Origin of the sequence: Parasalinivibrio latis (assembly GCF_036825535.1) — a bacterium.
Taxonomy (GTDB): Bacteria; Pseudomonadota; Gammaproteobacteria; order Enterobacterales; family Vibrionaceae; genus Parasalinivibrio; species Parasalinivibrio latis.
On record NZ_CP098812.1, the window covers coordinates 1,789,907 to 1,812,713 of the forward strand.

Annotated in this window: 17 protein-coding genes; 6 read left to right on the forward strand and 11 right to left on the reverse strand. The window is 48.7% G+C overall.

Annotation, left to right across the window (positions count from 1 at the left end; genetic code table 11):
• Positions 1-100 precede the first annotated feature (100 nt).
• Complete coding sequence (gene nagK / locus NF212_RS08520; protein ID WP_434360642.1) at positions 101-1,006, forward strand: N-acetylglucosamine kinase; 906 nt, start codon at positions 101-103, stop codon at positions 1,004-1,006.
• A 65-nt stretch (positions 1,007-1,071) separates the two neighbouring features.
• On the opposite strand, the gene NF212_RS08525 is transcribed toward nagK, so the two are convergent.
• From NF212_RS08525 to NF212_RS08555, 7 genes are all read right to left on the reverse strand, one after another.
• On the reverse strand, positions 1,072-2,157 hold the full coding sequence (locus NF212_RS08525; protein WP_434360644.1) for a ketoacyl-ACP synthase III: 1,086 nt from the start codon (positions 2,155-2,157) through the stop codon (positions 1,072-1,074).
• Between the two features lie 169 nt (positions 2,158-2,326).
• The gene (locus tag NF212_RS08530; protein ID WP_434360646.1) at positions 2,327-3,697 is read right to left on the reverse strand and encodes an SLC13 family permease; all 1,371 of its coding nucleotides are present in this window, start codon (positions 3,695-3,697) and stop codon (positions 2,327-2,329) included.
• A gap of 234 nt (positions 3,698-3,931) precedes the next feature.
• Positions 3,932-4,615: a SanA/YdcF family protein gene (locus tag NF212_RS08535; RefSeq protein WP_434360648.1), complete on the reverse strand. Its 684-nt coding sequence runs from the start codon at positions 4,613-4,615 to the stop codon at positions 3,932-3,934.
• Positions 4,616-4,783: 168 nt separating this feature from the next.
• Positions 4,784-6,478, reverse strand: coding sequence for an NAD-dependent malic enzyme (locus NF212_RS08540; protein WP_434360650.1), 1,695 nt, complete (start codon positions 6,476-6,478; stop codon positions 4,784-4,786).
• A 418-nt stretch (positions 6,479-6,896) separates the two neighbouring features.
• A complete protein-coding gene (locus tag NF212_RS08545) occupies positions 6,897-8,318 on the reverse strand; it encodes an IS1182 family transposase (protein ID WP_434356812.1) in 1,422 nt (473 codons plus the stop codon).
• Positions 8,319-8,442: 124 nt separating this feature from the next.
• Positions 8,443-8,925, reverse strand: coding sequence for a YajQ family cyclic di-GMP-binding protein (locus NF212_RS08550; protein WP_434360652.1), 483 nt, complete (start codon positions 8,923-8,925; stop codon positions 8,443-8,445).
• A 33-nt stretch (positions 8,926-8,958) separates the two neighbouring features.
• Positions 8,959-10,008, reverse strand: a complete 1,050-nt coding sequence (locus NF212_RS08555) for a 3-deoxy-7-phosphoheptulonate synthase (RefSeq protein ID WP_434360654.1) — start codon at positions 10,006-10,008, stop codon at positions 8,959-8,961.
• Positions 10,009-10,388: 380 nt separating this feature from the next.
• Here NF212_RS08555 and NF212_RS08560 point away from each other — a divergent pair, with 380 nt between their 5' ends.
• Positions 10,389-11,183, forward strand: coding sequence for a putative PEP-binding protein (locus NF212_RS08560; protein WP_434360656.1), 795 nt, complete (start codon positions 10,389-10,391; stop codon positions 11,181-11,183).
• Between the two features lie 163 nt (positions 11,184-11,346).
• Here the strand turns inward: NF212_RS08560 and rsmF are convergent, their stop codons facing one another.
• From rsmF to NF212_RS08580, 4 genes are all read right to left on the reverse strand, one after another.
• Positions 11,347-12,780 carry a 16S rRNA (cytosine(1407)-C(5))-methyltransferase RsmF gene (gene rsmF / locus NF212_RS08565; RefSeq protein WP_434360658.1) on the reverse strand — a complete coding sequence of 478 codons (1,434 nt, stop codon included), beginning with the start codon at positions 12,778-12,780 and terminating at the stop codon, positions 11,347-11,349.
• An 89-nt stretch (positions 12,781-12,869) separates the two neighbouring features.
• Entirely contained in the window at positions 12,870-15,494 is a 2,625-nt protein-coding gene (locus NF212_RS08570) for an MlaD family protein (RefSeq protein ID WP_434360660.1), read from the reverse strand.
• A complete protein-coding gene (locus tag NF212_RS08575) occupies positions 15,487-16,674 on the reverse strand; it encodes a PqiA/YebS family transporter subunit (protein WP_434360665.1) in 1,188 nt (395 codons plus the stop codon). Before NF212_RS08575 ends, NF212_RS08570 begins: the two co-directional genes overlap by 8 nt.
• 11 nt (positions 16,675-16,685) lie before the next feature.
• Complete coding sequence (locus tag NF212_RS08580) at positions 16,686-18,512, reverse strand: ABC transporter ATP-binding protein (RefSeq protein WP_434360667.1); 1,827 nt, start codon at positions 18,510-18,512, stop codon at positions 16,686-16,688.
• A gap of 152 nt (positions 18,513-18,664) precedes the next feature.
• Between NF212_RS08580 and NF212_RS08585 the strand changes: the two genes are divergently transcribed.
• The 4 genes from NF212_RS08585 to NF212_RS08600 all read left to right on the forward strand — a co-directional run bounded on the left by NF212_RS08585 (position 18,665) and on the right by NF212_RS08600 (position 22,753).
• Complete coding sequence (locus tag NF212_RS08585) at positions 18,665-19,123, forward strand: GAF domain-containing protein (RefSeq protein ID WP_434360669.1); 459 nt, start codon at positions 18,665-18,667, stop codon at positions 19,121-19,123.
• A 105-nt stretch (positions 19,124-19,228) separates the two neighbouring features.
• Entirely contained in the window at positions 19,229-19,924 is a 696-nt protein-coding gene (proQ, locus tag NF212_RS08590) for an RNA chaperone ProQ (RefSeq protein ID WP_434360671.1), read from the forward strand.
• Positions 19,925-19,949: 25 nt separating this feature from the next.
• The gene (prc, locus tag NF212_RS08595; protein ID WP_434360673.1) at positions 19,950-21,947 is read left to right on the forward strand and encodes a carboxy terminal-processing peptidase; all 1,998 of its coding nucleotides are present in this window, start codon (positions 19,950-19,952) and stop codon (positions 21,945-21,947) included.
• A 152-nt stretch (positions 21,948-22,099) separates the two neighbouring features.
• Positions 22,100-22,753 (forward strand): lipocalin family protein, encoded by a 654-nt coding sequence (locus tag NF212_RS08600; protein ID WP_434360675.1) that lies wholly within the window; start codon positions 22,100-22,102, stop codon positions 22,751-22,753.
• Positions 22,754-22,807 lie beyond the last annotated feature (54 nt).

Consider the following 22,807-nt stretch of genomic DNA (forward strand, 5'->3'; position numbering starts at 1 on the left):
CAGAAACTAAACGAACAAACATGGAAGAAATCACAGTCTGCGCAGTGTAATAAAGGCATAATTTCGTAAATTTATTACATTGCGCGCCTCGGAGAATAGGATGTTTTACGGATTTGATGTTGGCGGTACCAAAATTGAATTTGGTGCCTTCGATGATAACCTCAATCGTGTTGCTACAGAACGTGTGGCAACACCCGGTGATGACTACAATGCCCTGATTGAAGCCGTTGCGGGAATCATTGAAAAATATGACGCTCAATTCGGTGCGGAAGGTAAAGTTGGCTTGGGTATTCCAGGTATTGAACGTGCTGAGGATGCCACTGTTCTTACTGTTAATGTCCCTGCTGCCAAAGGCCGCACACTGCGCTTGGATCTGGAAAAGCGCATTGGACGCTCCGTTTCACTGAACAATGATGCCAATTGTTTTGCCCTTTCTGAAGCGTGGGATGAAGAGCTGAAAAACGCCAAGACCGTTTTGGGTTGCATTCTGGGCACCGGGTTTGGTGGCGGCATTATCGTAAACGGTAAGGTTGTAAACGGTAAGAACAACGTAGCCGGTGAGCTGGGTCATATGCGCCTTCCGATTGATGCATGGTTCCTGCTTGGCGAAAACGCACCTCTTTTTGATTGTGGCTGTGACAAAAAAGGCTGTATCGACAACTATCTTTCCGGGCGTGGCTTTGAGCAGCTTTACGAGCACTACTACGGTGAGAAGAAAAAAGCGGTAGACATCATCGAAGCGCACAAGCAAGGTGAAGCGAACGCAGTAGAGCACGTAGATCGTTTCATGGAACTGCTGGCAATGTGCATGGGTGGATTGTTTACTGCATTTGACCCGGAGGTTGTAGTTCTTGGGGGCGGGCTCTCTAACTTCGACCTCATATATGATGAACTGCCTAAGCGAGTGCCTAAGTATTTGCTTTCCATTGCAAACCCACCAAAAATTGTAAAAGCCAAACACGGTGATGCCGGTGGCGTACGTGGTGCTGCATTCCTGAATATCTGATTCAGTAGCTGGAAACAAAAAAACCGCCTTTTTGAAGAGGCGGTTTTTTTATGTATTAAACGGAATCAGTTGATAGCGTTATGCTTTTTACACTGGGTAATTGCATTGTCCAGCAGTGACAGGGCCGTTCCTGCATAGGGTGGCAGTGCTGCATCGGACTCTCGTGCCGGTGTTGTGCGGGCACCCCACTGAATCACTCCAGCCCCCCACGTCAGGCCAGCCCCGAATGCAGCTGTCAGAATGCGGCTGCCAGGCTGGATGTGCCCCTGTTCAACCGCTTCACACAGTGCAATCGGGACAGTGGCAGCAGAAGTATTGCCGTAGTTCTGGATATTGATGAATGCTTTTTCCAACGGTACGCCAGCGTGATCGCACAATGCTTCGATAATGCGGCGGTTAGCCTGGTGAGGAATAACAATGTCCACGTCATCGGCAGTAATCTGACTTTGATTCATAACTGAATGTACCGCAGATCCCATCCCTTTTACTGCTCGACGGAAAATTTCACGCCCGACGAACTGGAACTCAAAGAAACCGCTTTGTTCATCAAAGCGATCCATTGCTGTACCAAATTTGGGGATTGCAAGTACATCCCTAGCTTCTGGATCGCAACCAAGTTGAGCGGTTAACAGACCTGCAGGATCATTGGTTTTACTGAGAACCACTGCACCGGCACCATCACCAAACAGTACCGCTGTATCCCGTTTACTCCAATCGAGATACCACGTCAGGCGCTCGGCTCCGATTACAACGGCATGTTGGTAGTTACCGGCCTGAATAAGGCGGGTGGCTGTTTCCAGGCTGTAGAGAAAACCTGTGCATGCGGCATTCAGGTCAAAGGCTGCAGCCCGTTTGGCACCAAGGTTTTGCTGAACTTTGGAGGCGATGTTAGGGATGAGGGTATCCGGTGAACAGGTCGCTACAATAATCAGGTCTACCTGCTCAGGTTCAATGCCCGCACAGTCAATGGCTTGCTTTGCTGCAACTGTCGCTAAATCAGATGTTTCCACATGGCTGATACGCCTGCAACTGATGCCAGTGCGTGAGGTGATCCACTCATCGGAAGTTTCCAGGAAAGTGCTCAGGTCATCATTCGTCAGCCGTGCTGGTGGAAGGCATTTTCCCCAGCCGGTAATCTCTGCATATGTCATACATTGTTCTTCCATAAATCCGTAATACCAGTGTAACCACGCACGTGGAAATAGACAATTATTGCTTTGCTGTCAGTAAGATAAAAAAAGCGCTGCAAAGCAGCGCCAAAGTATTTCGAGCAGTTAAACAGGTACTTTCCGGTACCTCTTTGTTTTTATGGAGCAATTCTTACCAGAACATCCATGCGAATGCTGAAATTGCCATAATGCACACAATATTGAGGAAGATACCGGCACGCATCATGTCACTTTGCTTGATGTAACCGGAGCCGAAAACAATCGCATTGGGTGGTGTGGCAACCGGCAGCATAAAGGCACAGGAGGCTGCGATTGCAATCAGTGCCGACAGAATAACCGGTGACATACCAAGAGCCTCAGCAATGGTTGCAAATACTGGTACAAGCAGTGCAGCACTTGCGGTGTTACTTGCAAATTCGGTCAGGAATACAACAAAGGTGACCACAGCAAGGATGGTGAAGAAGATACCGGCCTGCTCGAGGAAAACGCTCATACCGTTTGCCAGGAAAACGCTGGTACCTGTTGTTTTAAGAACGTTACTCAGGCACAGGCCACCTCCGAACAGCAGCAACACGCCCCAGTCAGTTGTTTTCTCAATGTCCTTCCATTCAACAACCCGGGAAGCACCCAGAGCCACAATGGCGCCGACAGCTACCAGTGTATCGAATTTACTGAAACCACCGAGCATGCCATTTATTGGCTTACTGAAAATCCAGAGGAATACCGTAGTAGCAAAGATCACCAGTGTAATCAGCCGGGTATTGTTCCACTCAACAGGTTTGTGGTCGATTTCAAAGGTATGGTTCAGGTTCGGCTTAGTCAGGAAATAAAGCACGGCGATCGCAAGCGGCAATACCACCAGGGTTACAGGCAAGCCAAGTTCCATCCACTCAGAAAAACTCAGGCCAACTTCTGCAGCAGCAATGGCATTTGGGGGGCTGCCCACCAGCGTGGCAATGCCACCAATGCTCGCGGAGTATGCGACGCCCAACAGAACAAATACGTATGTGCTGCGCTCTTTTTTCGCATCAACTTTTGTCAAAACGCCCAGCACCAAAGGGAGCATCAGTGCTGCTGTAGCGGTGTTGCTGATCCACATAGATAACCCGGCGGTAACGCCGAACAGCATCAATACTGCAGCAGACATTTTCCCGCGTGCGATAAGCAGGACTTTGTCTGCAATCGCCTGGTCCAGTTGTTGGCGGCGCATGGCAGCGGCAAGTGCAAAACCACCCAGGAAGAGGAAAATAATTGGATTGGCGAAATTTGAAAATGCTGCAGGCGTTTTAAAAACACCCAAGGCAACAGCAAGCAAAGGCACCAGTAAGGCGGTAATGCTGACGTGCAACGCTTCGGTCAGCCAGAGTATGGCAACGAAGACAAGGATACTCAGTCCCTTTGTTACCATTGGGTCGAAGGGCAGGGTCGCTAACATGGTCAGGAACAGGGCGATATCTGCCAGAAGGATCATGCTGTTTCGGTGAAACAGCCAATGTTTGATGGCTAATGTTAAGGCTGTCATAGGGCTTCCTTTTCAATGCGTTATGATCTTTATCGCTGAGTTCTGCGCCTCAGTTGCCTCAATGTTAGCCTTATGAAAACGATTGTTAAGTGTCTGGTGTGGCAATTTTAACTAATTGAAAATCGGGGGTTGAGAACTGTGAGGGGGGATATTGAGGATGGGTAGTAATCTACCCATTGATACTATTTATACCCAATCTACCTCAAGGTTGTTTGGGCATAATACTTAGGGAGATCAGTGCTGGGCTGGTGGATTATCCCTTTCGTTGATACTGAGTGGTTCTTTGGGCCCGGTAAACCGTGGCGTGGTATCAAGCAGGTAAATGTCCAGGAACGCTTTTACCCGCGCTGCGATTTCACGTATGCGGATTTTGACCGCTGCCCAGCCTTCAGGGCCAGGAACGGCCAGGCATATGGCATCAATGCCGCGATGTTTGGCAATGAACAGTGCACGTTCACAATGAAATTGTTGGGTAACGATAGTGAAATGGTCAGTTTCAAATACCTGTTTGGCACGTACAACAGAGTCGAGTGTTGAAAAACCCGCGTAATCAAGATGAATATCACTTTCAGGAACCCCTCTTTTAAGCAGGTCCCGCTTCATTGTCCATGGTTCATTGTAGGATCGGTGCGCATTATCCCCACTAAGCAGGAACGCTTTGATCTTGCCGTCCAGGAAGAGCTTGTAGGCGGTTTCGATGCGATATTGGTAGTAAGGGTTTAAATCCCTGCGAATGTACTTACTCGTGCCGGGAACCAAGCCTATCTCACGATCGGGGAGTGAGTTGATATCGTGATATATCTTGTCTTTGGCGCCGTATGTAACCCAATAGTCTATGCTCAGAGCTGCGATAACGACGGACACCACCATCAGTACGGCATAAAGTGAAAAACGGCAGAGTAGCTTGGCATTGAACATGAGAGATAACTTAAAAAGCGTTTGACGCTAAACAGACAGTCGAGGCTCAATTCTACATTAACAGGAAGGTAATTTAAGTGACTTTTCTGCCTCTTTCACGTGTCCCGTCATAGATTTGGCCCAAAAACAAAGAAAGCCGCAAACAGCGGCTTTCTTCTGGAAGTCAACTTAGAAAGATGTCCGTTTGTACTGGCGGTATACCGGTTCCCAGAAGTTGTTCTCGATTTGCTCAAGAATTGCTTCATCGGTCAGTTCAGTCGCAAAACCTTGCTCGATAGCTTTTTTGGCTACAGCAAAGGCAATGTGCTTGGACACTGACTGAATATCTTCAAGGGACGGCAACAGGGCTCCGTGACCATTTTTGGCAAGGGGAGAGCATTCAGCCAGTGCCCGGCTTGAAGCCATCAGCATTTCATCGCTGACGCGCCTTGCTCCAACAGAAAGTACGCCCAGACCAATACCAGGGAAAATATAGCTGTTGTTACATTGTGCAATAGGGTAGGTCTGCCCATTAACCAGACGTACAGGCTCAAATGGGCTTCCCGTCGCAACCAATGCTTCACCGTTGGTCCAGTTCAGAATATCGAACGGAGTTGCTTCCACTCGGCTGGTTGGGTTGGACAGAGGGAAAACAATCGGACGCGGGCAGTTTGCGTGCATCTCTTTGATGATTTCTTCTGTGAACAATCCCGGTGCACCAGAGACGCCAATAAGGACGGTCGGTTTTGCGTTTTTAACTACATCCAGCAAAGAGATGTTCTGGGCCGCTTGAAGTTCCCAATCAGCAACGTCTTTTGAGTGTTGAACCAGACGTTGTTGGAAATCGAGCAGGTTAGGCATGTTATCGAGCAGCAGACCCCAACGGTCGACCATGAATACACGCTCGCGGGCTTCCGCGTCGGAAATACCCTCAGACACCATCTGTGCAATGATTGCTTCTGCGATACCACATCCGGCAGAACCCGCCCCCAGGAAAGTAATACGTTGCTCAGATACCTTGGTGCCAGCTGCTTTACAGGCTGCAATGAGTGAACCAACAGTAACGGCCGCCGTACCCTGGATATCATCGTTAAAGCAGCATACGCGATCTTTATAACGCTCCAGAATCGGCATTGCATTCTTTTGGGCAAAGTCTTCGAACTGGATAAGTGCATCCGGCCAGCGGAGGGTGACTGCCTGGATGAATTCTTCGACAAAGGCTTCGTACTCTTTACCTGTCACGCGAGGATGACGCCAGCCCATATACATTGGGTCAGACAGTCGCTGCGGGTTATTTGTACCTACATCCAGTACAACAGGAAGCGTGTACGCCGGGCTGATGCCACCACAGGCGGTGTACAGGGACAGCTTACCAATTGGAATACCCATGCCACCGATCCCCTGGTCGCCCAGGCCAAGGATACGTTCACCATCAGTCACTACGATAACTTTTACGTTGTGCCGGGTGGCGTTGTTCAGCATCTCATCCATACGGTGACGGTTAGGGTAGGAGATAAACAGACCACGCGCACGACGGTAGATATTAGAGAAATTCTCACATGCTGCGCCCACTGTCGGTGTGTATATGATCGGCATCATGTCTGTGATGTGATCATTGACCAACCGGTAGAACAAGGTTTCGTTTGTATCCTGAATGTTGCGCAGGTAGATATGGCGGTCCATATCATTTTCGAAGCTCTGGTATTGCAGGTAGGCTCGTTCAGCCTGTTCTTCAATGGACTCAATAGCCTCAGGTAACAGACCTTCCAGGTTGAAGAAAATGCGTTCTTCCACGGAAAAGGCACTTCCCTTGTTCAGCAGCGGCGTTTCAAGCAGGGCAGGACCTGCATAGGGGATGTACAGCGGGCGTTTGTTGTTATTCATTAAGTCTTTCTCAGTGTGCTTGGTCGTGGTGATGGTAGTTTTGGCTTTTTGCGTTGCTACTTATTAAAAGTAACGTATTTTTGTGACTGAACGGATGTGAAGACTTCAAATAAGGATAAACAAAACTGTTGAAACTCTTCGCTCCGATGCCGAAGCTGCCTGAGGTATGTCTACCTGGATGGAAAACACTCCCCCGGAGGGCGCTGTAAAGTGTAGTTGGCTCAGTAGGTTAATTTCAACTGTATGAGCCTAGCTATACTCACAGAAATTGAGACTGACGTTGCAAATATTTGCAAAGAAATGAAAAAGGCTCCAAAAGGAGCCTTCAGATTGCTGACTAACCCCGCTTTTTCAAGCGGGGTTTTCTTTTGTTAGCGGCCGAAGGCCGCGATCGCGCTATTTTTCCATATTGTTATGTTCAGGCCGCTTTTAGCCCATAGACGCTAAATTGCATCACTCTCTGGACTATTTGGCGCGCATTGAGCCCAATTTTGCGAAGATAAGCCTCCATCAGGGCTATCTTTTTGATGTTCTGTGCCGCTGCGGCCAGGAAGCACTGGATTTGTACTTTCAACAGGCCACGGAACCTCGCATAGCGATGGCCATGGTGTTGTTTGGCATCCGCGAAGCTTCGCTCCACCGTCTCTGCCCGTCGTCGGTACACTTTCTTACCCCAAGTGGTCAGTCTCAGGGCATTGGCATTCTCAACCGATTTCTCGAACAGGTGCCGGGTTATCACCCGTTTGTGGTTTTCACTCTTGGTGCAATCAGCACGCAGTGGACAGGTTTTGCATGTCTGCGGGTTTGAGTGATATTCACGGTAAGCTTGTCGGTTGGTGGTCTTGTAGACCAGTGCCTGCCCCTGAGGACAGAGATAGCGGTCCGTCTCTTTGTCGTAACGGAAGTGCTTTTTCTTGATAGGATTCTTTGTACGGTGAGGCCGGCGGTATCCCATGACCGGCAGGATTTGGCGCTGCTCCAGTTCATGGCAGATAGTAGCGGTGAAGTAACCGGCATCAAGCCCGGCGGCGATAGGCGAGAGCGTAAAGCGCGCTAACGTGGTATCCAGACGGGTGATATACGGTTGGGCGTCATTCACATTGCCCGGCGTGACATGGGTGTCGAGGATGATGCCGTGTTTGCCGTCGACGGTGCGATGGTCAAGGTAGAAGAAGCCCTGGGGCTTTTGGTCCCGTGTCATAAACCCGCTTTCTGGGTCGGTGGTGCTGACTTTGGTGTTTTTCTCGATGTGAGCATCTTTCGGCTTGAGCGGGCGTTTTCCTTCCGCTGCACGGTCAGCTTCAACCGCTTCATCTAACAGCTCGGCATAAGCGCTGACGTTTTGTTTCACCCGTTCGTTACGGTATTTACGTTTGTTGGCATTGGCTTTCAGGTGAGTGCTGTCGGTAAACAAGACGCGTCCATCGACCATGCCTTTGTTCATCGCCTGTTCGACGATACGGATGAAGAGGCGCTCAAAGATATCGGTACCGTTGAAGCGACGGCGGCGGTTCTGGCTCAAGGTGGACGCATCAATCACCTTTTCAGTGAGCGACATCCGCAGGAACCAGCGGTAAGCGATATTGACCTCGATGTCTTTAACGAGCTGGCGTTCACTTTTGACGCCGAAGAGGAAGCCAAGGAGCAGGATTTTGAACAGGCGAACGGGGTCTATCGCAGGGCGGCCATTGTTGTGGCAATAGAGGTGGGCGACTTCGTCGCGGATAAATTCAAAGTCGACGGCAGCATCGATTTTGCGAACGAGATGGTTTTTGGGGACCAACTGTTCGAGTGTCACCATCTCAATTTCATATTGTTGAGGGCCAGGGTCTTTAAGCATGTCACCACATCCATGATTGATTTGCTTATCCCTTATTAGATCAAAGCCCCAGCCAAATGGCTAGGGCTTTGTCAGCAGTCTGAAGGCTCCAAAAGGAGCCTTTAGCTGCGATTACACAGGCGTATTAGTCACGGAAGTTGGTGAACTGGAAAGGCTGGCCAAGATCGGACTCGCGAACGAGTTGCATTGTGGCTTGCAGGTCGTCACGCTTCTTGCCGGTAACACGAACTTGCTTGTCCTGGATTTGAGCTTGGACTTTAATCTTGGATGCCTTGATTGCTTTTACCAGTTTACGGCCAGTGTCAGTGTCAATTCCATTCTTGAAATTGATTTGCTGGTGGAACTGCTTGCCTGAATGCTCGGCGTCTTTTACTTCCATTGCGCGGGCATCAACACCTCGCTTTGCCAGGTTGCCGCGAAGAATATCCAGCATCTGACGCAGTTGGAAATCATCCTCAGCAGACATTTTCACTGTCTCATCTTTCTGCTCAAAACTTGCGTCCACACCCCGGAAATCGAAGCGTCCACTCAGCTCACGGCTCGAGTTGTCGACGGCGTTTTTCAGTTCAACGGCATCAATTTCGGAAACAATATCAAATGAAGGCATGTTCTTTCCCCAGAATAATTCAACGTAAACCTGTTAGCGAGCAGCGACGGCAGATGCCAGTACATCCAGCATTCGCTGCGTATCATTCCAGCCAATACACGGATCCGTGATGGACTGGCCGTAATTTAGGGTAGAAGGGGATGTTACCACCTGGTTCCCTTCCACCAAGAAGCTTTCAGCCATAATACCGGCGATATGGTTGTCACCTTCGCGGATTTGGCGGCCAATTTCTTCTGCCACATTCAACTGTAATTTATGTTGCTTCTGGCAATTCGCATGACTGAAATCGACAATAAGACGCTCAGGGAGATCAAACTGCGCAAGCACGCTTGCTGCGTCCACGACATCATGCCGGTGGTAATTAGGCTGTTTGCCGCCGCGCAGGATCACATGGCCATATGGGTTACCTTCCGTGCGGTAAATAGTCATACGGCCGTCTTTATCCGGCGAACAGAACATGTGGGATGCCCGAGCAGCACGGACGGCGTCTACGGCAATTTTGACGTTGCCGTCTGTTCCGTTTTTAAATCCAACCGGGCATGAAAGTGCTGATGCCATTTCGCGGTGGATCTGGGATTCCGTTGTACGGGCTCCAATCGCCCCCCAAGATATAAGGTCAGCCAGATATTGCCCGGTGATCATGTCGAGAAACTCGGTGGCTGTAGGCATACCCAGGCCGTTAATGTCTACCAGCAATTTACGTGCTGTAGCGAGTCCCCGTGCAATATCATAGGTGTTATCGAGACCAGGGTCGTTGATAAGGCCTTTCCAGCCTACAACAGTGCGAGGTTTCTCAAAATAAGTGCGCATTACAATGAAAAGCTCAGCAGCATATTTATCTGCTTCTTTTTTAAGCTTTTCTGCGTAGTCTATAGCCGCAGCAGGATCATGAATAGAGCATGGCCCCACTACAACCAACAGGCGATTTTGGTCTTTCCCTAACAGGATATCTTCAACCTGTCGGCGGGATTGCAAGATATGCTCTGACACAGCGTCTGACAGCGGGAATTGGGCTGACAATTCGGTAGGTGTCGGCATTTGGGCAACGGGTTTTGTTCGTAATTCGTCAGTCTTAAATGGCATTTTCGTTGCCTTGCGGAACATCGTGTGAGTACTAAAGCTCGCTAAGATAACAGAAAAGAGCGGCCATTAAATCAATCCTGTGACCAATCAGGCACTTTTTATCCTATCTAATGCCTATTGTTGCAAAACTGTAAGTACATTTTGGGCTCACAAGACTCAGCTGCATGTCTTTAATGTTAGCAATCAATGCAAATGGATGGTTGATGGAAGCTTCATTTCTTCCTGTATTGCCCCGATATGGTGCGAACATTGACTTGACTGCGAAAAACCTTTGATTGCACTTGAGTGAAAATGCGGCGTTCAGGTAATGTGACCAGAGGGCAGACCGAATAACTTCTTCCCTCTATTTTGGCTCGATATATTTATTGAATTGGTGTTGTATGTCTCAAATGGATTTTGCTTCTACAATCGTGCTGAATAACATTGACCAGCTCGAAAACAATATAAATAACGTCGCAGTTGTGCAACTTGCCACCCTGGCTGAATCTGAACTTGGCCTGTCACCTGCTGATATTCTCCTTGGCGAAGTGGATGGAGCTTCAAAAACCAAAGTGACTGCGGACTCCTTGGTTGACTACCTTACATCCCTCATTGAAAAAGCAGCCGGGAACAGTAAAGCGGTCAACGTGATGTTGTATGACAAAATAAGCAACGATGCACCTGTCATGGGATTCCGCGGAGTATCCGGATATCGCTCAACAGAAGGGCATGCTTATTTCAGTGCAGAATGTTCTGCGATAAAAGCTGCCATCAGCAAGGGTATCAAGGTAGATATCCTTGTGCCTTTTGTCCGTACTGCCAGTGAAGCTGCTACCGCCATTGACCTTTTGGCTGAACAGGGCCTGGTTCGCGGTTTCGAGCAACTTAAGGTTTATCTGGTATCCCAGCTTCCTGCCAACGTTTTACAAACCGAAGCTTTGCTGGCGTACTTTGATGGTGTCTTTATTGATGCTGACTCTTTGGCGGTATTTACCCTGGGTACACTTGGCGGGGATGAAACTCCGGCATATACCGTGTTTAAAACAAACGAAACGGTGATTTCGTTGATCCACCATGCATTGTTACAGACGGAGAAATCCGGTAAGCCGGGATGGCTGGTAACGAGGGGTGACGGGGAAGCGAAAAAGTTGGTGGATAAACTGGAACTGGCGGCTGGATCTGTAGTGCTTGCCTGATTACCCCGACAAAAAGAGCCCGAAACTATTCCTGTTTCGGGCTTAGGGGAATGGCTCGTGAGAGCCGTGCGCTAATCGATCGAAGATGGTAAAGAAACCTTACATAATCTCAGCTTAGACCAAGAAAGGGTGCTACACGTGTCATAGCTGAGAAATAGTTTAATTACGCTTCAAATAGGTTAGTGTCACGTACCAACTCTCTTGGCAGGCCATTTTTCACCCTGTTTCCTACCCATTTTCCCAGACCGATTGGTTGCCCCCGGTAACAGACAATCACTTCCCCTTTAGAGGATTCAAGGTCTGGGCGAACATCACGACCCATGTACCACTCACGCGCATCTTCTATAGTCAGTTCGATGCATTGGGGTTCGCGCCCGGTAGCGAGGGCCATGACAGCTTCATGCTGCCATCGGAATCCCTTTTTATGAGTTTCAGCTAATTTGATGCCCATACGATCAAATCGCATCTCAGACAGCATCGGTTCCAGAGCCTGTGGGAACAGCCAAACTTCGCTGTCGCGCAGCCAAACAGAACCATCTTCCTGAGGTAACACCAGCCCAAGGGCTTTCTGAAGCTCTGAGGCAATTTCCTGTTGGACTTTGGCTTTGGCCTTGGTAAACGGGAAATTCCGCAGCTTTTTATTTGCCAGATCAGTTTCCACTGCAGCCAATTTGCGGATCCGGGCGACAAAGAATCCTTCACTGTCATAGATTTGTGGAAAGATATGGAGGAAACCTTCTTCAGTAATGGCAGCTTCCGCATTCGGGAACAGATCTTCCAGCGATTCAAATGCCACAGCCTCACCGTAGGTGTCTTTCAGGAACTGGCAGATACCCTGGTTTTCTGTCCGGTTCAGTGTACAAGTGGAGTAAACCATAACGCCGCCGGGTTTCAATGCCTGGAATGCACTGATAATAAGATCGCGCTGGGTATCACCAATCTCTTCCACTGACTCCGGGCTCCAGTTTTTGAATGCATCCGGATCCTTACGCACGGTGCCCTCACCGGAGCATGGCGCATCAAGCAAAATGGCATCAAACTGTTCCGGCAACCAAGTGCCGAATACCCGCCCGTCAAAGTGTGTTATCGCTGCATTGCGTACACCGCATCGTGAAAGGTTGGCGTGCATGCTTTTAATTCGGCTGGCTGAATACTCGTTTGCAACCAGAATTCCGTGATTTTCCATCGCTGCGGCAATCTGGGTGGTTTTAGAGCCCGGCGCAGCGGCAACATCCAACACATGGGTGAGCTCCTGGTTATTTTGCAGGAGTGCCGTTACCGGCATCATCGAACTGGCTTCCTGGATGTAAAACATGCCTGACATATGCTCAGCAGTATTACCCAGCGGGACAACTTCTTCATCCTCACGTTCAATCCAGAAACCTGTCTCGCACCAGGGAACCGGAATCAATGTCCATCCCTTCTCCGCTGCACGTGCTTGAAAGGCCTCAATGGTTGTTTTAAGGGTGTTTACGCGAATACTGCGGCGCAGAGGGCGTTTACAAGACGCGACAAACTCATCCATGGAAAGATGAGAGGGCATGATCGATTCAATTTGGGATAGAAAGGCGTCGGGGAGAAGGATGTTAGAGTGCACCGTGCTGTCTCTTTAGCAATAACAAAACCCGCGGAGTCTAACACAAACAATCAGGGCGGTGTATTCACCGCCCTGATACCATGGATTATTTACGGCGCTGGAATGGCTGTCCGCCATTTCTGCCAGTCTGTATCCGGTTTGCTGTAAAGGAAGAAATGCTGCCCATTGCGAGCCTTTCTCTCAAGGGTTTGGGTATCAGGGGTGGCAAATGCAATTCCGCCCTTGATAAGGCTGTCGACGGTGCCGGTTTTTATATTTGCACCGGTCAAGCCTATTGAGACATCGACACCTGATGCATTCCAGAACACGGTGTTGCGACGTACCAGGTATGAGTAGTCTTTCCCGACAGTGGCGTAGATAAGTACCCTGTCAGCAAGGGAACCCAGTTCAACTTTGGTGACTGTCCCGACCTCAAAGTCCCGGTACATAATAGGCGTCCCAACACTCACAGAACCCCTTGTCTCACTTTCCAGGACAAGAGTCAGTCCGTTATCAAACGGGCGGGACTGGTGAAGTGAGAAGTTTGACTGAGTCAGCCCTTTGCCGGGTTCTACAGCAATGTAAGTACCCAGAAGGCTGTCCAGGTTCTCTGTTTCTGTCAGGCTGATTTTGGGTTTAACTACCCAATAGTAAGAATTAGACTGGCTGAATGTCGAAGCGTATTCAGGATAAAGCCTTGCCGTAATTTTTACGTTACCTGCTTTGAGATCCGGGACGAGCGACCGTACTTCTCCGACATTAATTCCCTTGTAGCGTATGCCACTGCCTTTTTTCAGCCCTTCCGCCGTTGGGGAGTACAGGGTGATTTCCCGGCCATAGGAAGCAGCTTCGGAGCGAGAGTGATAGAGTTTCCAGTTCTTGCCTGATTTGGCGCTGGTACCTGGCATATCACCAAACCCGATTCCACCGTTAACGACAGCTTTAAGTGGTCCCGCGGATATTTCTACTCCTTCAAGGTTGGCTTTTACATCAATACCTGACTGGTTCCAGAAAACAGTATCCTTGGTGAGTAAATGGCGGTAGCGGTTTTCTATATCAATGTCGACATAGAACAGGCTTCCGCTCAGGCCAAATTTCTGTACGCGCCCAACCGGAAAACGTCGGTAAAGCACCGGGCTACCGGCCGACACCTGCGGGAAACTGTCTGTGACAAGACGCAGGGTAGAGGAGCCGGGGCGGTTTTCCTGGGCCGAGCGGGCCTGGAACTTTGAGGTGTACAGGTTGTAGTGATCTTTTACACCTTCCGGGCCTTCAGAGGTAAACGACACGGCCGGTGATGCTATTTGGGCAACGGCTGGGACACTGAACTCGACGCCGTCTGCACTGATGTTTCCGCTAATACCGCCAAGGATAAAGAACTGGCTTTTTTTGCGGACCAGATGTGCGTACTGGTGATAGATAACCGCGGTCATCTCGACTTCGCCGTCAGCGAGGCCGACACGGTCAATGAAACCTACTTCAATACCCCGGTGGATTACCTTGGTATTCTCCTTGATACCATAGGCATCCCGGGCATCCAGTTTGACGTGGAGGGTACCGGGTTCTTCGCTGATTTGCTGTTGGCGGGAAATGGCAACAAAGTCGCGGCTGGGTTTACCTTGACCGGGTACCAGTGTGAGGTAGTTGCCAGTAACGATATTGGAAATATTGCGGAACTCAGTCAATCCGACTTCAGGAACCTCAAGTATGAATTTGGTTCCTGTTTTCAGCAGGTCTGCCATGCTTGGGTCGATGTCGACAAGGGCAGTGGATGTTCCGCGCTGTTTATTGGCTTCAATATCGTCGACGCGGCCAATTTCCAGCCCCTGGTACATGATAGGGGCACCTTTTGGCCGGATGTTATGGCGTTTAGGCAGGTCAATCTTAATCCTGACACCGCGTTGGGCACTGTTGATATCAGAATAGAGAGTGTACATCCCGCCTTCTACGCTGGGGCTGCCATTCTGCGGGGAGTCAAACGCAATAGCGCCGCCAATCAAGGCTGACAGGCTGTCAAACTGTACGTTTATGCCATCAAAACCGACCTGGGCGGCAACCCCGCTGACATTCCAGAACCGGGAGTCACTCTTAACCAGCTCTTTATACTGAGGTTCTATGTTGGCGTAGATTTCCACTGACTTATTGTCAGGGGTAAGTCGGTAATTGAATACCTCACCAACGGGAATTTTCTTGTAATAAATCTGAGAGCCTACTGAGAGGGAACCCAAATCCGGTGCGAGCAATTTTACATCCAGGCCTCCATCCCGTGCGGCGCTGTTAACCGGCTCATCAACGGCTGTGAATACGGTTGATTCCTCTTTGGATTTACCCGGAGCGACAGCAATATAGTTACCGGACACCAGGGCATCAAGGCCACTGATACCTGTGACAGTGGCTTTGGGTTTGACCAACCAGAACTCTGTGTCTTTGACCAGAAGCTTTGTGGCTTCCGGGTAAATTTCGGCATCCGCATAAATACTGATCAAATCCTGTGACAGTGTCACATTTCGGACCATGCCGACCTGAAGACCCTGATAGCGGATAACAGTGCGACCGGGTACCAGCCCCTGTGCATCTTTAAAATAAATCTTGATCGGTTCACCGGCACTGTTCATTGCGTTGTATAGCAGCCAGCCGGCCAGCGCGAAGGCAAGTACAGGTAACAGCCACAGAGGGGATATTCCCCGGCTCTTCTTGACTACGGGTTGGTATATTTCGGCGTCGTTGTTATTCATTTTTATCCCATATTAAACGAGAATCCAGGCTCTCAGCAGCGAGCATTGTCAGCACTACCACCAATCCAAACGCAACTGCACCTGGGCCTGGGGTAAAATCGAGAATCTGTCCACGGTCAATCAATGCAACCATCAGGGCGATGACGAAAAGGTCCATCATCGACCACTTTCCAATCCACTGGACAATGCCATAGAGCTTCATCTCAAACCGCTGATAAACACGATTGCGGGTATGTATACAAAATAAGATAAAGCCAAGTCCAAGGATTTTAGCTACAGGGACGATAATGCTCGCAGTGAAGATAATAATGGCAATACCTGTCATACCGTTTTTAATCAAACTGGCAACACCTGAAAAAATGGTATCTTCCAGCCGCTTGCCATTCGTCAGCAGGATGGAGATTGGGAACAGGTTTGCCGGAAAAATAAACACTGTGGCAGAAATCAGGTAGGCCCAGGTTTTCTGGATGCTTAATGGTTCGCGTGTATGCAGTGTGGAGCCACAGCGCTGGCAGGAAGTTGCATCGATTGGGTTGTTTTCGCTGCAGTGGTGGCAACTGATTAGGTTGCCCTCAATCTCAGTGTTGTCACTTTCTTGTTGGTAAGCATTCCAGATTCGGCGTGTGCTGAAACGGGATAGAAGCAGCGAGTAAACCACCTGAAGAATGACAAAGCAGTACAGGCCTGGACCGACAAAGATCTCTGCGTAGTCTTTGACTTTAAAACATGAGATGGCAAGGCTGATAAGGAATACATCTGCCATAACCCAGTATTTTAACTGACTGGTGATATTGAGGCTGCGCCGCAGCCAGTCTTTACTGTGGAAGTGCAGTGATGTGTAGGCACCTATGACTCCCAGGGAATAAACGACGGGGGCGATAACACTGCAAAACAGAACCAGTGCAGCGATAAACGGAAATGTAGAAAAAAGAGTGATTGTGCCAGTCAGCACGCTGGCTGGAATCATCGCACTGAACAAATCAATCGTGATCAGCGGGAAATAGTATGCCGGTACTGCCAGAATGATAGTGGTAAGTGCAAGCGCCAGCTCGGCATACAAACTGCTGCTGTAGAATTTTGCAAGACGCACATCACAGCGGGGACAGCGCATAGACTCACCCGGTTTGATTGCATGTTGAAGGACATGCAAATCACATCCGGGACAACGGATACTGTACATAGAACGTGAACCTATAGCCCTGATACGTCGGAAATACTCCGGTTATCCGGATCAGCCTGGTTACCGGACACCGATTGATTGCCATAAAGTGTCTGGTAAGCACCTTGTTGCGAGACCAGTTCGCGGTGAGTTCCCTTTTGCGACACCCGGCCGTCTTCTAAAACATAGATGATATCAGCTTGTTGGACGGCTGACAGCCTGTGGGCAACAACTAGTGTGGTGCGTCCGTTTAAAAACTGGTTCAAGGCAGTGTGCAGCCGAGATTCCGTCAGAGTGTCAAGTGCCGAGGTAGCTTCATCCAGGATGACTATTTTAGGGTTGGACAAAACCATACGGGCAATAGCGACGCGCTGGCGTTGCCCGCCCGACAACCTCATTCCATTACGACCGATCAGGGTATCAAGGCCATCAGTCAGAAGTGGGACGACATCATCAAGCTGGGCGATGGAAAGGGCATGCCATAACCGGTCATCATCGAATTCTTCCCCAAGGCAGAGGTTTGCACGCAACGTATCGTTAAACATAACCGGATGCTGGAGAACAACAGCTACATTCGTCCGGATATGTCGTAAAGGCGTCTCCGTCATCGATATCCCGTTATAGCGGATATCTCCTGCCTGTGGTTGGTAGAGCCCAAGCAACAGCTGAATGAGTGTTGATTTTCCGCCTCCACTTGCTCCAACCAACGCAACCCGCTTGCCTGCCGGTACAACAAGGCTCATTCCATCAAGTACTTGTTTGTCACTGTCATAAGCAAAAAAGACATTGTCAATCGTGATACCTGCCTGCTCGGAATCGGAGAACGGGTTGATATCGCCCTTGGGCTGCTCTTCTTCCTCAATATCCAATACGGCGTTTAACCTGCCTATCGCGGCTTTTGCGCTGTACCACTCGATTTGGATGCCCAACAGCTCCTGAACCGGGGAGAGCATGAACCAGAGATATCCAAACACGGCAAAAATCTGCCCGATGGTCAGATCACTGAACAAAACCATCAGCATAGCAACGGCCCGGAATACTTCGAACCCGATAAGGAACATTAAAAATGAGAGCCTTCCGGCGGCTTCGGATTGCCAGGCATATTTGTCAGCACTGAAGCGAATATCTTCGGCGGAATCCTTTAGCTTTTGGAGGTAAGCACGCTCTCGATTGGCTGCTCGGAGTTGGTAGAGGCCATCAAGCGTGTCGACCAGTTTTTGCTGGAATTTTTCAAAAGATTCATTTTCTTTTTTCTTGAGGTGTTTCACCCGGGCACTGATTTTACGACTTACGAAAATAATAATGGGATTCAGAAGCAGGATGAACAGTCCCAGACGCCAATCCAGCCAGAGTAATATGATTGCGGTACCGGTGACGGTGAGGAGACTGACAATAAATTTGCTGAGTGTCTGGCCCAGAAACCTGTCAACGGTTTCTACATCTGTCACCAAATGGGACGTCATGCCACCACTGCCACGGACCTCAAATTCCCGCATACTGATGCGGTAGAGTTTTTCAATAAGAAGCTGACGAATCCTGAAACTGATGTCTTTGGCTGCAAGTGTAAACTGGCGGCTCTGGAGGATATTGAGAACCTGGCTTGCAATACGCATGAAAATTACGGCAAGCAAAATGACGGTAATATAAGACGCAGAATTGTGGAACTGTTGGGGAAGCAGTGAATTCATAACCTGAATTCCCTGACCTGGCTGGCCGAGCAGCACTTCATCCACCATGAGGGGCATCAACAGGGGAATAGGGACGCTGATTAAAGTAGCGACAATTGCGATGATGTTTGCCGCAATCAGCCTTTTCCTGTGAATTAACGCTTGAGACTTGAGCCAGTTCCAGTTAATCATACGCCTCTCATAAGTGATATTGCTGCAGGTTATGGTTATCTGGCAGTCGAAATAACTATGGTTGCCAAACTTGGTAAAAGAAATCTGCTGGTACTTGGCAGTTCGCGAAAGTAACAGCATTTAATTCTTAACTTTAAAGGAACACGCGCGTTATGGAAAACAAATCGGTTTTTTACCAAACTCTAACCAAGCAGGCTACCGCGCTTGTGGAAGGTGAAAAAGACAGGATTGCAAACCTGTCCAATATCAGCGCGCTGTTGAACATGTCGCTGGAAGATATCAATTGGGTTGGATTTTATCTGTTTGATGGTAGAGAGCTTGTTCTTGGCCCGTTTCAGGGAAAACCAGCCTGTGTCAGAATTCCAGCCGGCGTTGGAGTCTGCGGCACTGCGTTTGCTACAGATTCGGTGCAACGTGTTGAAGATGTTCATCGATTTGAAGGGCACATTGCGTGTGATGCAGCCAGCAATTCCGAAATTGTTTTACCCCTTAGGGCGGGTGATGCATTGATCGGTGTGCTCGATATTGATAGCCCTAGTTATGCCAGATTTGATGAACAGGATGAAAAAGGGCTTACTGAACTTGTCAGGACGCTGCAAATTCACCTGTAAATAGCTGCGCTGAGGTGTTTTTTAAAACTGTACACTCTATAATAGGCGCAACATTCCCTAAGTAACTCTGTTTGCAATAAAAATTGCAAACCTCCAGGTAACATAATGGAAAACACTGAAAAACTCACAAACAGTAAGGCGGTTATCGCTTATATCGCCGAACAATTTCCAAACTGCTTTTCCGTAGAGGGCGAAGCTAAGCCCCTGAAAATCGGTATTTTCGAAGATCTTGCTGCTCGTCTTGATGGTGATACTCGCGTAAGTAAGACTCAACTGCGTGCTGCACTTCGTCAATACACTTCATCCTGGCGTTATCTGCATGGTGTTAAGCCTGGCGCAGTTCGTGTTGACTTGGATGGTAATGCGTGTGGTGAGCTTGAAGAAGAACACATTGAGCATGCACGCAAGGCCCTGGAAGAAAGCAAAGCCAAGGCTGCAGAGCGTCGTAAAGAAAAAGCCAAAGAGCAACGTGCAAAAGACGCACAGGCTCGCAAGCAAGGTGGTGAAGGTAAAAAGCCAGCGAAATCTGGCAAACCACAGTCTGATCGACCACGCAATAATGATCGTCAGAATGCACCTCGTCGTAAACCTGCCCATACTGTTAAAAGCGAACAAGCGAAAAAAACCGTTACTACTCGCGCTGTTACGAGCGAAGATCTGGTAATTGGTAAGCAAGTTAACGTCAGCATGGGTAAAGGTCAGACACCGGCTCAAATCGTTGAAGTTAACAAAAACGAGGTGCGTGTTCGCCTTACCAATGGTTTGACCATGGTAGTAAAAGCAGAGCACCTGAGCCTTTAAATTACATTAGGAGAACGCACGACGCATGATTTGTCGATTCCGTTATTCCCTGCTGGCTGCCGGTATAGCTCTGGCTTCGTCAGCGTATGCGTTGGAGCCGAATTACTCGTCCGACGAATTGCCGGTTTTGCATGCTGAACCACAGCATGCTACCGCAAGCAAGCGGGTAGCCTCACGCTTTACGCGTTCTCACTACAAACGCTTTGATCTCAACGACGCCTTCTCAGAGCAAATCTTTGACCGTTATCTGGAAATGTTGGATTTCAACCGCAGTTTTCTTACGCAGCAAGACGTAAATAAACTGTCGGCTTGGAAAGACCAGTTTGATAATCAGCTGGTAGACGGTCAGACCTCTGCGGCATACCAGATTTTTGACTACGTACAGCGTAAGCGATTTGACCGTTACGACTATGCCCTTGAAGTCCTTGACCAGCCCTTTGATTTCGCCAAGGACGAGAGTATTACTCTCGATCGCAGTGAAATGCCTTGGGCAGAAGACCAAGCGACTTTAGATGAAATCTGGCGTAAGCGGGTGAAATATGACGCGCTGAATCTCAAACTTGCCGGTAAAACGGATGAAGAGATAAAAGAGACTCTGGCGAAACGCTACAACAATGCGCTTAAGCGATTGACTCAGACTCACAGCGAAGATGTTTTTCAAATCTACATGAACGCCTTCGCCCGTCAGATCGACCCACATACCAGTTACCTGTCTCCCCGTAACGCAGAAACGTTCCAGTCGGAAATGAACCTTTCTCTGGAAGGCATCGGTGCGGTTTTGCAGAGCGAAGATGATTACACCATTATTCGCTCTCTTGTGGCTGGTGGCCCTGCGGCCAAATCCAAGAAGCTTGCACCGGGTGACCGAATTATCGGCGTTGCCCAGGATGACAAGGAGATGGTGGATGTTGTTGGTTGGCGTTTGGACGACGTTGTACAACTGATTAAAGGCCCGAAAGGTACGGATGTGATTCTCAACATTCTGCCTGAAGGATCAAATGCTACTAGTTACACCGTAACGATTACCCGTGACAAAATTCGCCTCGAAGACCGTGCAGTCAAGTATGAAATCATTGAGCAAAACGGCAAGAAAGTCGCAGTACTGAATGTACCAAGCTTCTATGTCGGACTTGCCCAGGATACAGCGAAACTGTTGAAGGAAATTCATGGTAAAGGTGTCAGCGGTATTGTTATGGATCTCCGTAACAATGGTGGTGGGGCGTTAAGTGAAGCCACGGCATTGACCGGTCTGTTCATTAACAGCGGTCCGGTGGTTCAAGTTCGTGACAGCTATGGACGTGTCAAAGTTGGCAGTGACAGCGATGACCAAATCGCATACAACGGCCCAATGACCGTACTGGTAAATCGCTACAGTGCTTCAGCTTCAGAAATTTTTGCTGCTGCGTTGCAAGATTATGGCCGTGCAGTCATTGTCGGAGAGCAGTCATTCGGTAAAGGTACTGTTCAACAGCACCGTTCACTGAACCATATCTATGATCTGTTTGACAAAGAACTGGGTTATGTTCAGTACACCATCCAGAAATTCTACCGGATAAATGGTGGAAGTACGCAAAACCTGGGTGTTGTGCCAGACATTGCTTTCCCAACAGCGGTTTCCCATGAAGAAACTGGCGAGAGTGTTGAAGACAACGCTCTTCCGTGGGACAGCATTGGCGCGGCTAAGTACAAAAAGGTGGATGAACTTCAGGGCGAAATCTCGCAGTTGAAGGCAATGCATGAAAAGCGCATTGCTTCAGACCGTGAGTTTGGATTTATCCTTGATGACATTGCAAAGTACAAGGCAGAGAAAGATATCAATGCCATCTCCCTGAACGAAAAAGCGCGAATTGCTGAACGTGATCAGGAAGATGTGCAACGACTATCCCGAATTAACGCGCGTCAAAAAGCGGAAGGTAAACCTGAGTTCAAATCTTTGGAAGATATTCCTAAAGATTATGAGGCGCCAGATGCATATTTAGATGAAGCTGTCGCGATTACGCTCGATATGTCGAAACTTGGTTGATAACGTCGGCGAAAATAGATCTACCTATCTTAAGGCCCCTCTATGAGGGGCCTTTTTTTATGAATATGAATTCATTTATTTTCTTCGGGTTTGCTACAAATTTGTCACAATTCGCTACGCTTAAAGAGTAAGCCAGAAACTCTGGAGGGCGTATGAAATTTATTGTAGGGGTGCTTTTTCTGGGGTTGGCGGCTTTGCCGGCAAAAGCAGGGGACTTGACCCAGTTGGACTTTCCGTTGTTGATAGGAGATTGGTACTGGTTTAGTCAGGATCAATCAACCACTACTGAAGATGTGAAAGATTACAAGGCGTTGAGTATCAGTTTTTCTTCGGAAGACACGTTTCAGTTTACGCTGTTGCACCGAAATGGAAAAACTGAACGCTTGAAAGGAAAGTATTCAATTGATGAAAGCGCCTTGGTACTGAATGATGAATTTGGTCAGGGTCAACAACACCAATACAAACTCAGCCACAACAAACTCCAGCTTCAGGGTATTAGCTTTACAAAACTGCTTCCTGCACAATTATCAGGTTTGTGGATTAGTAAAATTGTATACGGCAGTGATATAGAGAAGGGTACACATTTTTCAATCAATCTTCGCCCAGACTTTTTGTTTTCTGCCAAAGTTAACGACAAGCAAGGAAACCAGGCTGTCCATAGAGGGATTTACTTTTTGGAAGGTGAAAACCTGATTCTTCTTTATCCGGACGGGCAACAGGAAACCACATTTGAACTCAGTGCAAATACATTGACTTTAACTGATGCAATTTCTGACGCTGAAATGGTGATGGAACGAAAAAACTGAATAACGCTAAGTTCATGAAGGAAAAGCCGCTGTTGTGACAGCGGCTTTTTTGAT

Bases quoted from the DNA above. Each gene is read 5' to 3' on its own strand.
- nagK (WP_434360642.1), top strand. From the start codon at position 101: ATGTTTTACGGATTTGATGTTGGCGGTACCAAAATTGAATTTGGTGCC.
- NF212_RS08525 (WP_434360644.1), bottom strand. From the start codon at position 2,157: ATGACATATGCAGAGATTACCGGCTGGGGAAAATGCCTTCCACCAGCA.
- NF212_RS08530 (WP_434360646.1), bottom strand. From the start codon at position 3,697: ATGACAGCCTTAACATTAGCCATCAAACATTGGCTGTTTCACCGAAAC.
- NF212_RS08535 (WP_434360648.1), bottom strand. From the start codon at position 4,615: ATGTTCAATGCCAAGCTACTCTGCCGTTTTTCACTTTATGCCGTACTG.
- NF212_RS08540 (WP_434360650.1), bottom strand. From the start codon at position 6,478: ATGAATAACAACAAACGCCCGCTGTACATCCCCTATGCAGGTCCTGCC.
- NF212_RS08545 (WP_434356812.1), bottom strand. From the start codon at position 8,318: ATGCTTAAAGACCCTGGCCCTCAACAATATGAAATTGAGATGGTGACA.
- NF212_RS08550 (WP_434360652.1), bottom strand. From the start codon at position 8,925: ATGCCTTCATTTGATATTGTTTCCGAAATTGATGCCGTTGAACTGAAA.
- NF212_RS08555 (WP_434360654.1), bottom strand. From the start codon at position 10,008: ATGCCATTTAAGACTGACGAATTACGAACAAAACCCGTTGCCCAAATG.
- NF212_RS08560 (WP_434360656.1), top strand. From the start codon at position 10,389: ATGTCTCAAATGGATTTTGCTTCTACAATCGTGCTGAATAACATTGAC.
- NF212_RS08570 (WP_434360660.1), bottom strand. From the start codon at position 15,494: ATGAATAACAACGACGCCGAAATATACCAACCCGTAGTCAAGAAGAGC.
- NF212_RS08575 (WP_434360665.1), bottom strand. From the start codon at position 16,674: ATGTACAGTATCCGTTGTCCCGGATGTGATTTGCATGTCCTTCAACAT.
- NF212_RS08580 (WP_434360667.1), bottom strand. From the start codon at position 18,512: ATGATTAACTGGAACTGGCTCAAGTCTCAAGCGTTAATTCACAGGAAA.
- NF212_RS08585 (WP_434360669.1), top strand. From the start codon at position 18,665: ATGGAAAACAAATCGGTTTTTTACCAAACTCTAACCAAGCAGGCTACC.
- proQ (WP_434360671.1), top strand. From the start codon at position 19,229: ATGGAAAACACTGAAAAACTCACAAACAGTAAGGCGGTTATCGCTTAT.
- prc (WP_434360673.1), top strand. From the start codon at position 19,950: ATGATTTGTCGATTCCGTTATTCCCTGCTGGCTGCCGGTATAGCTCTG.
- NF212_RS08600 (WP_434360675.1), top strand. From the start codon at position 22,100: ATGAAATTTATTGTAGGGGTGCTTTTTCTGGGGTTGGCGGCTTTGCCG.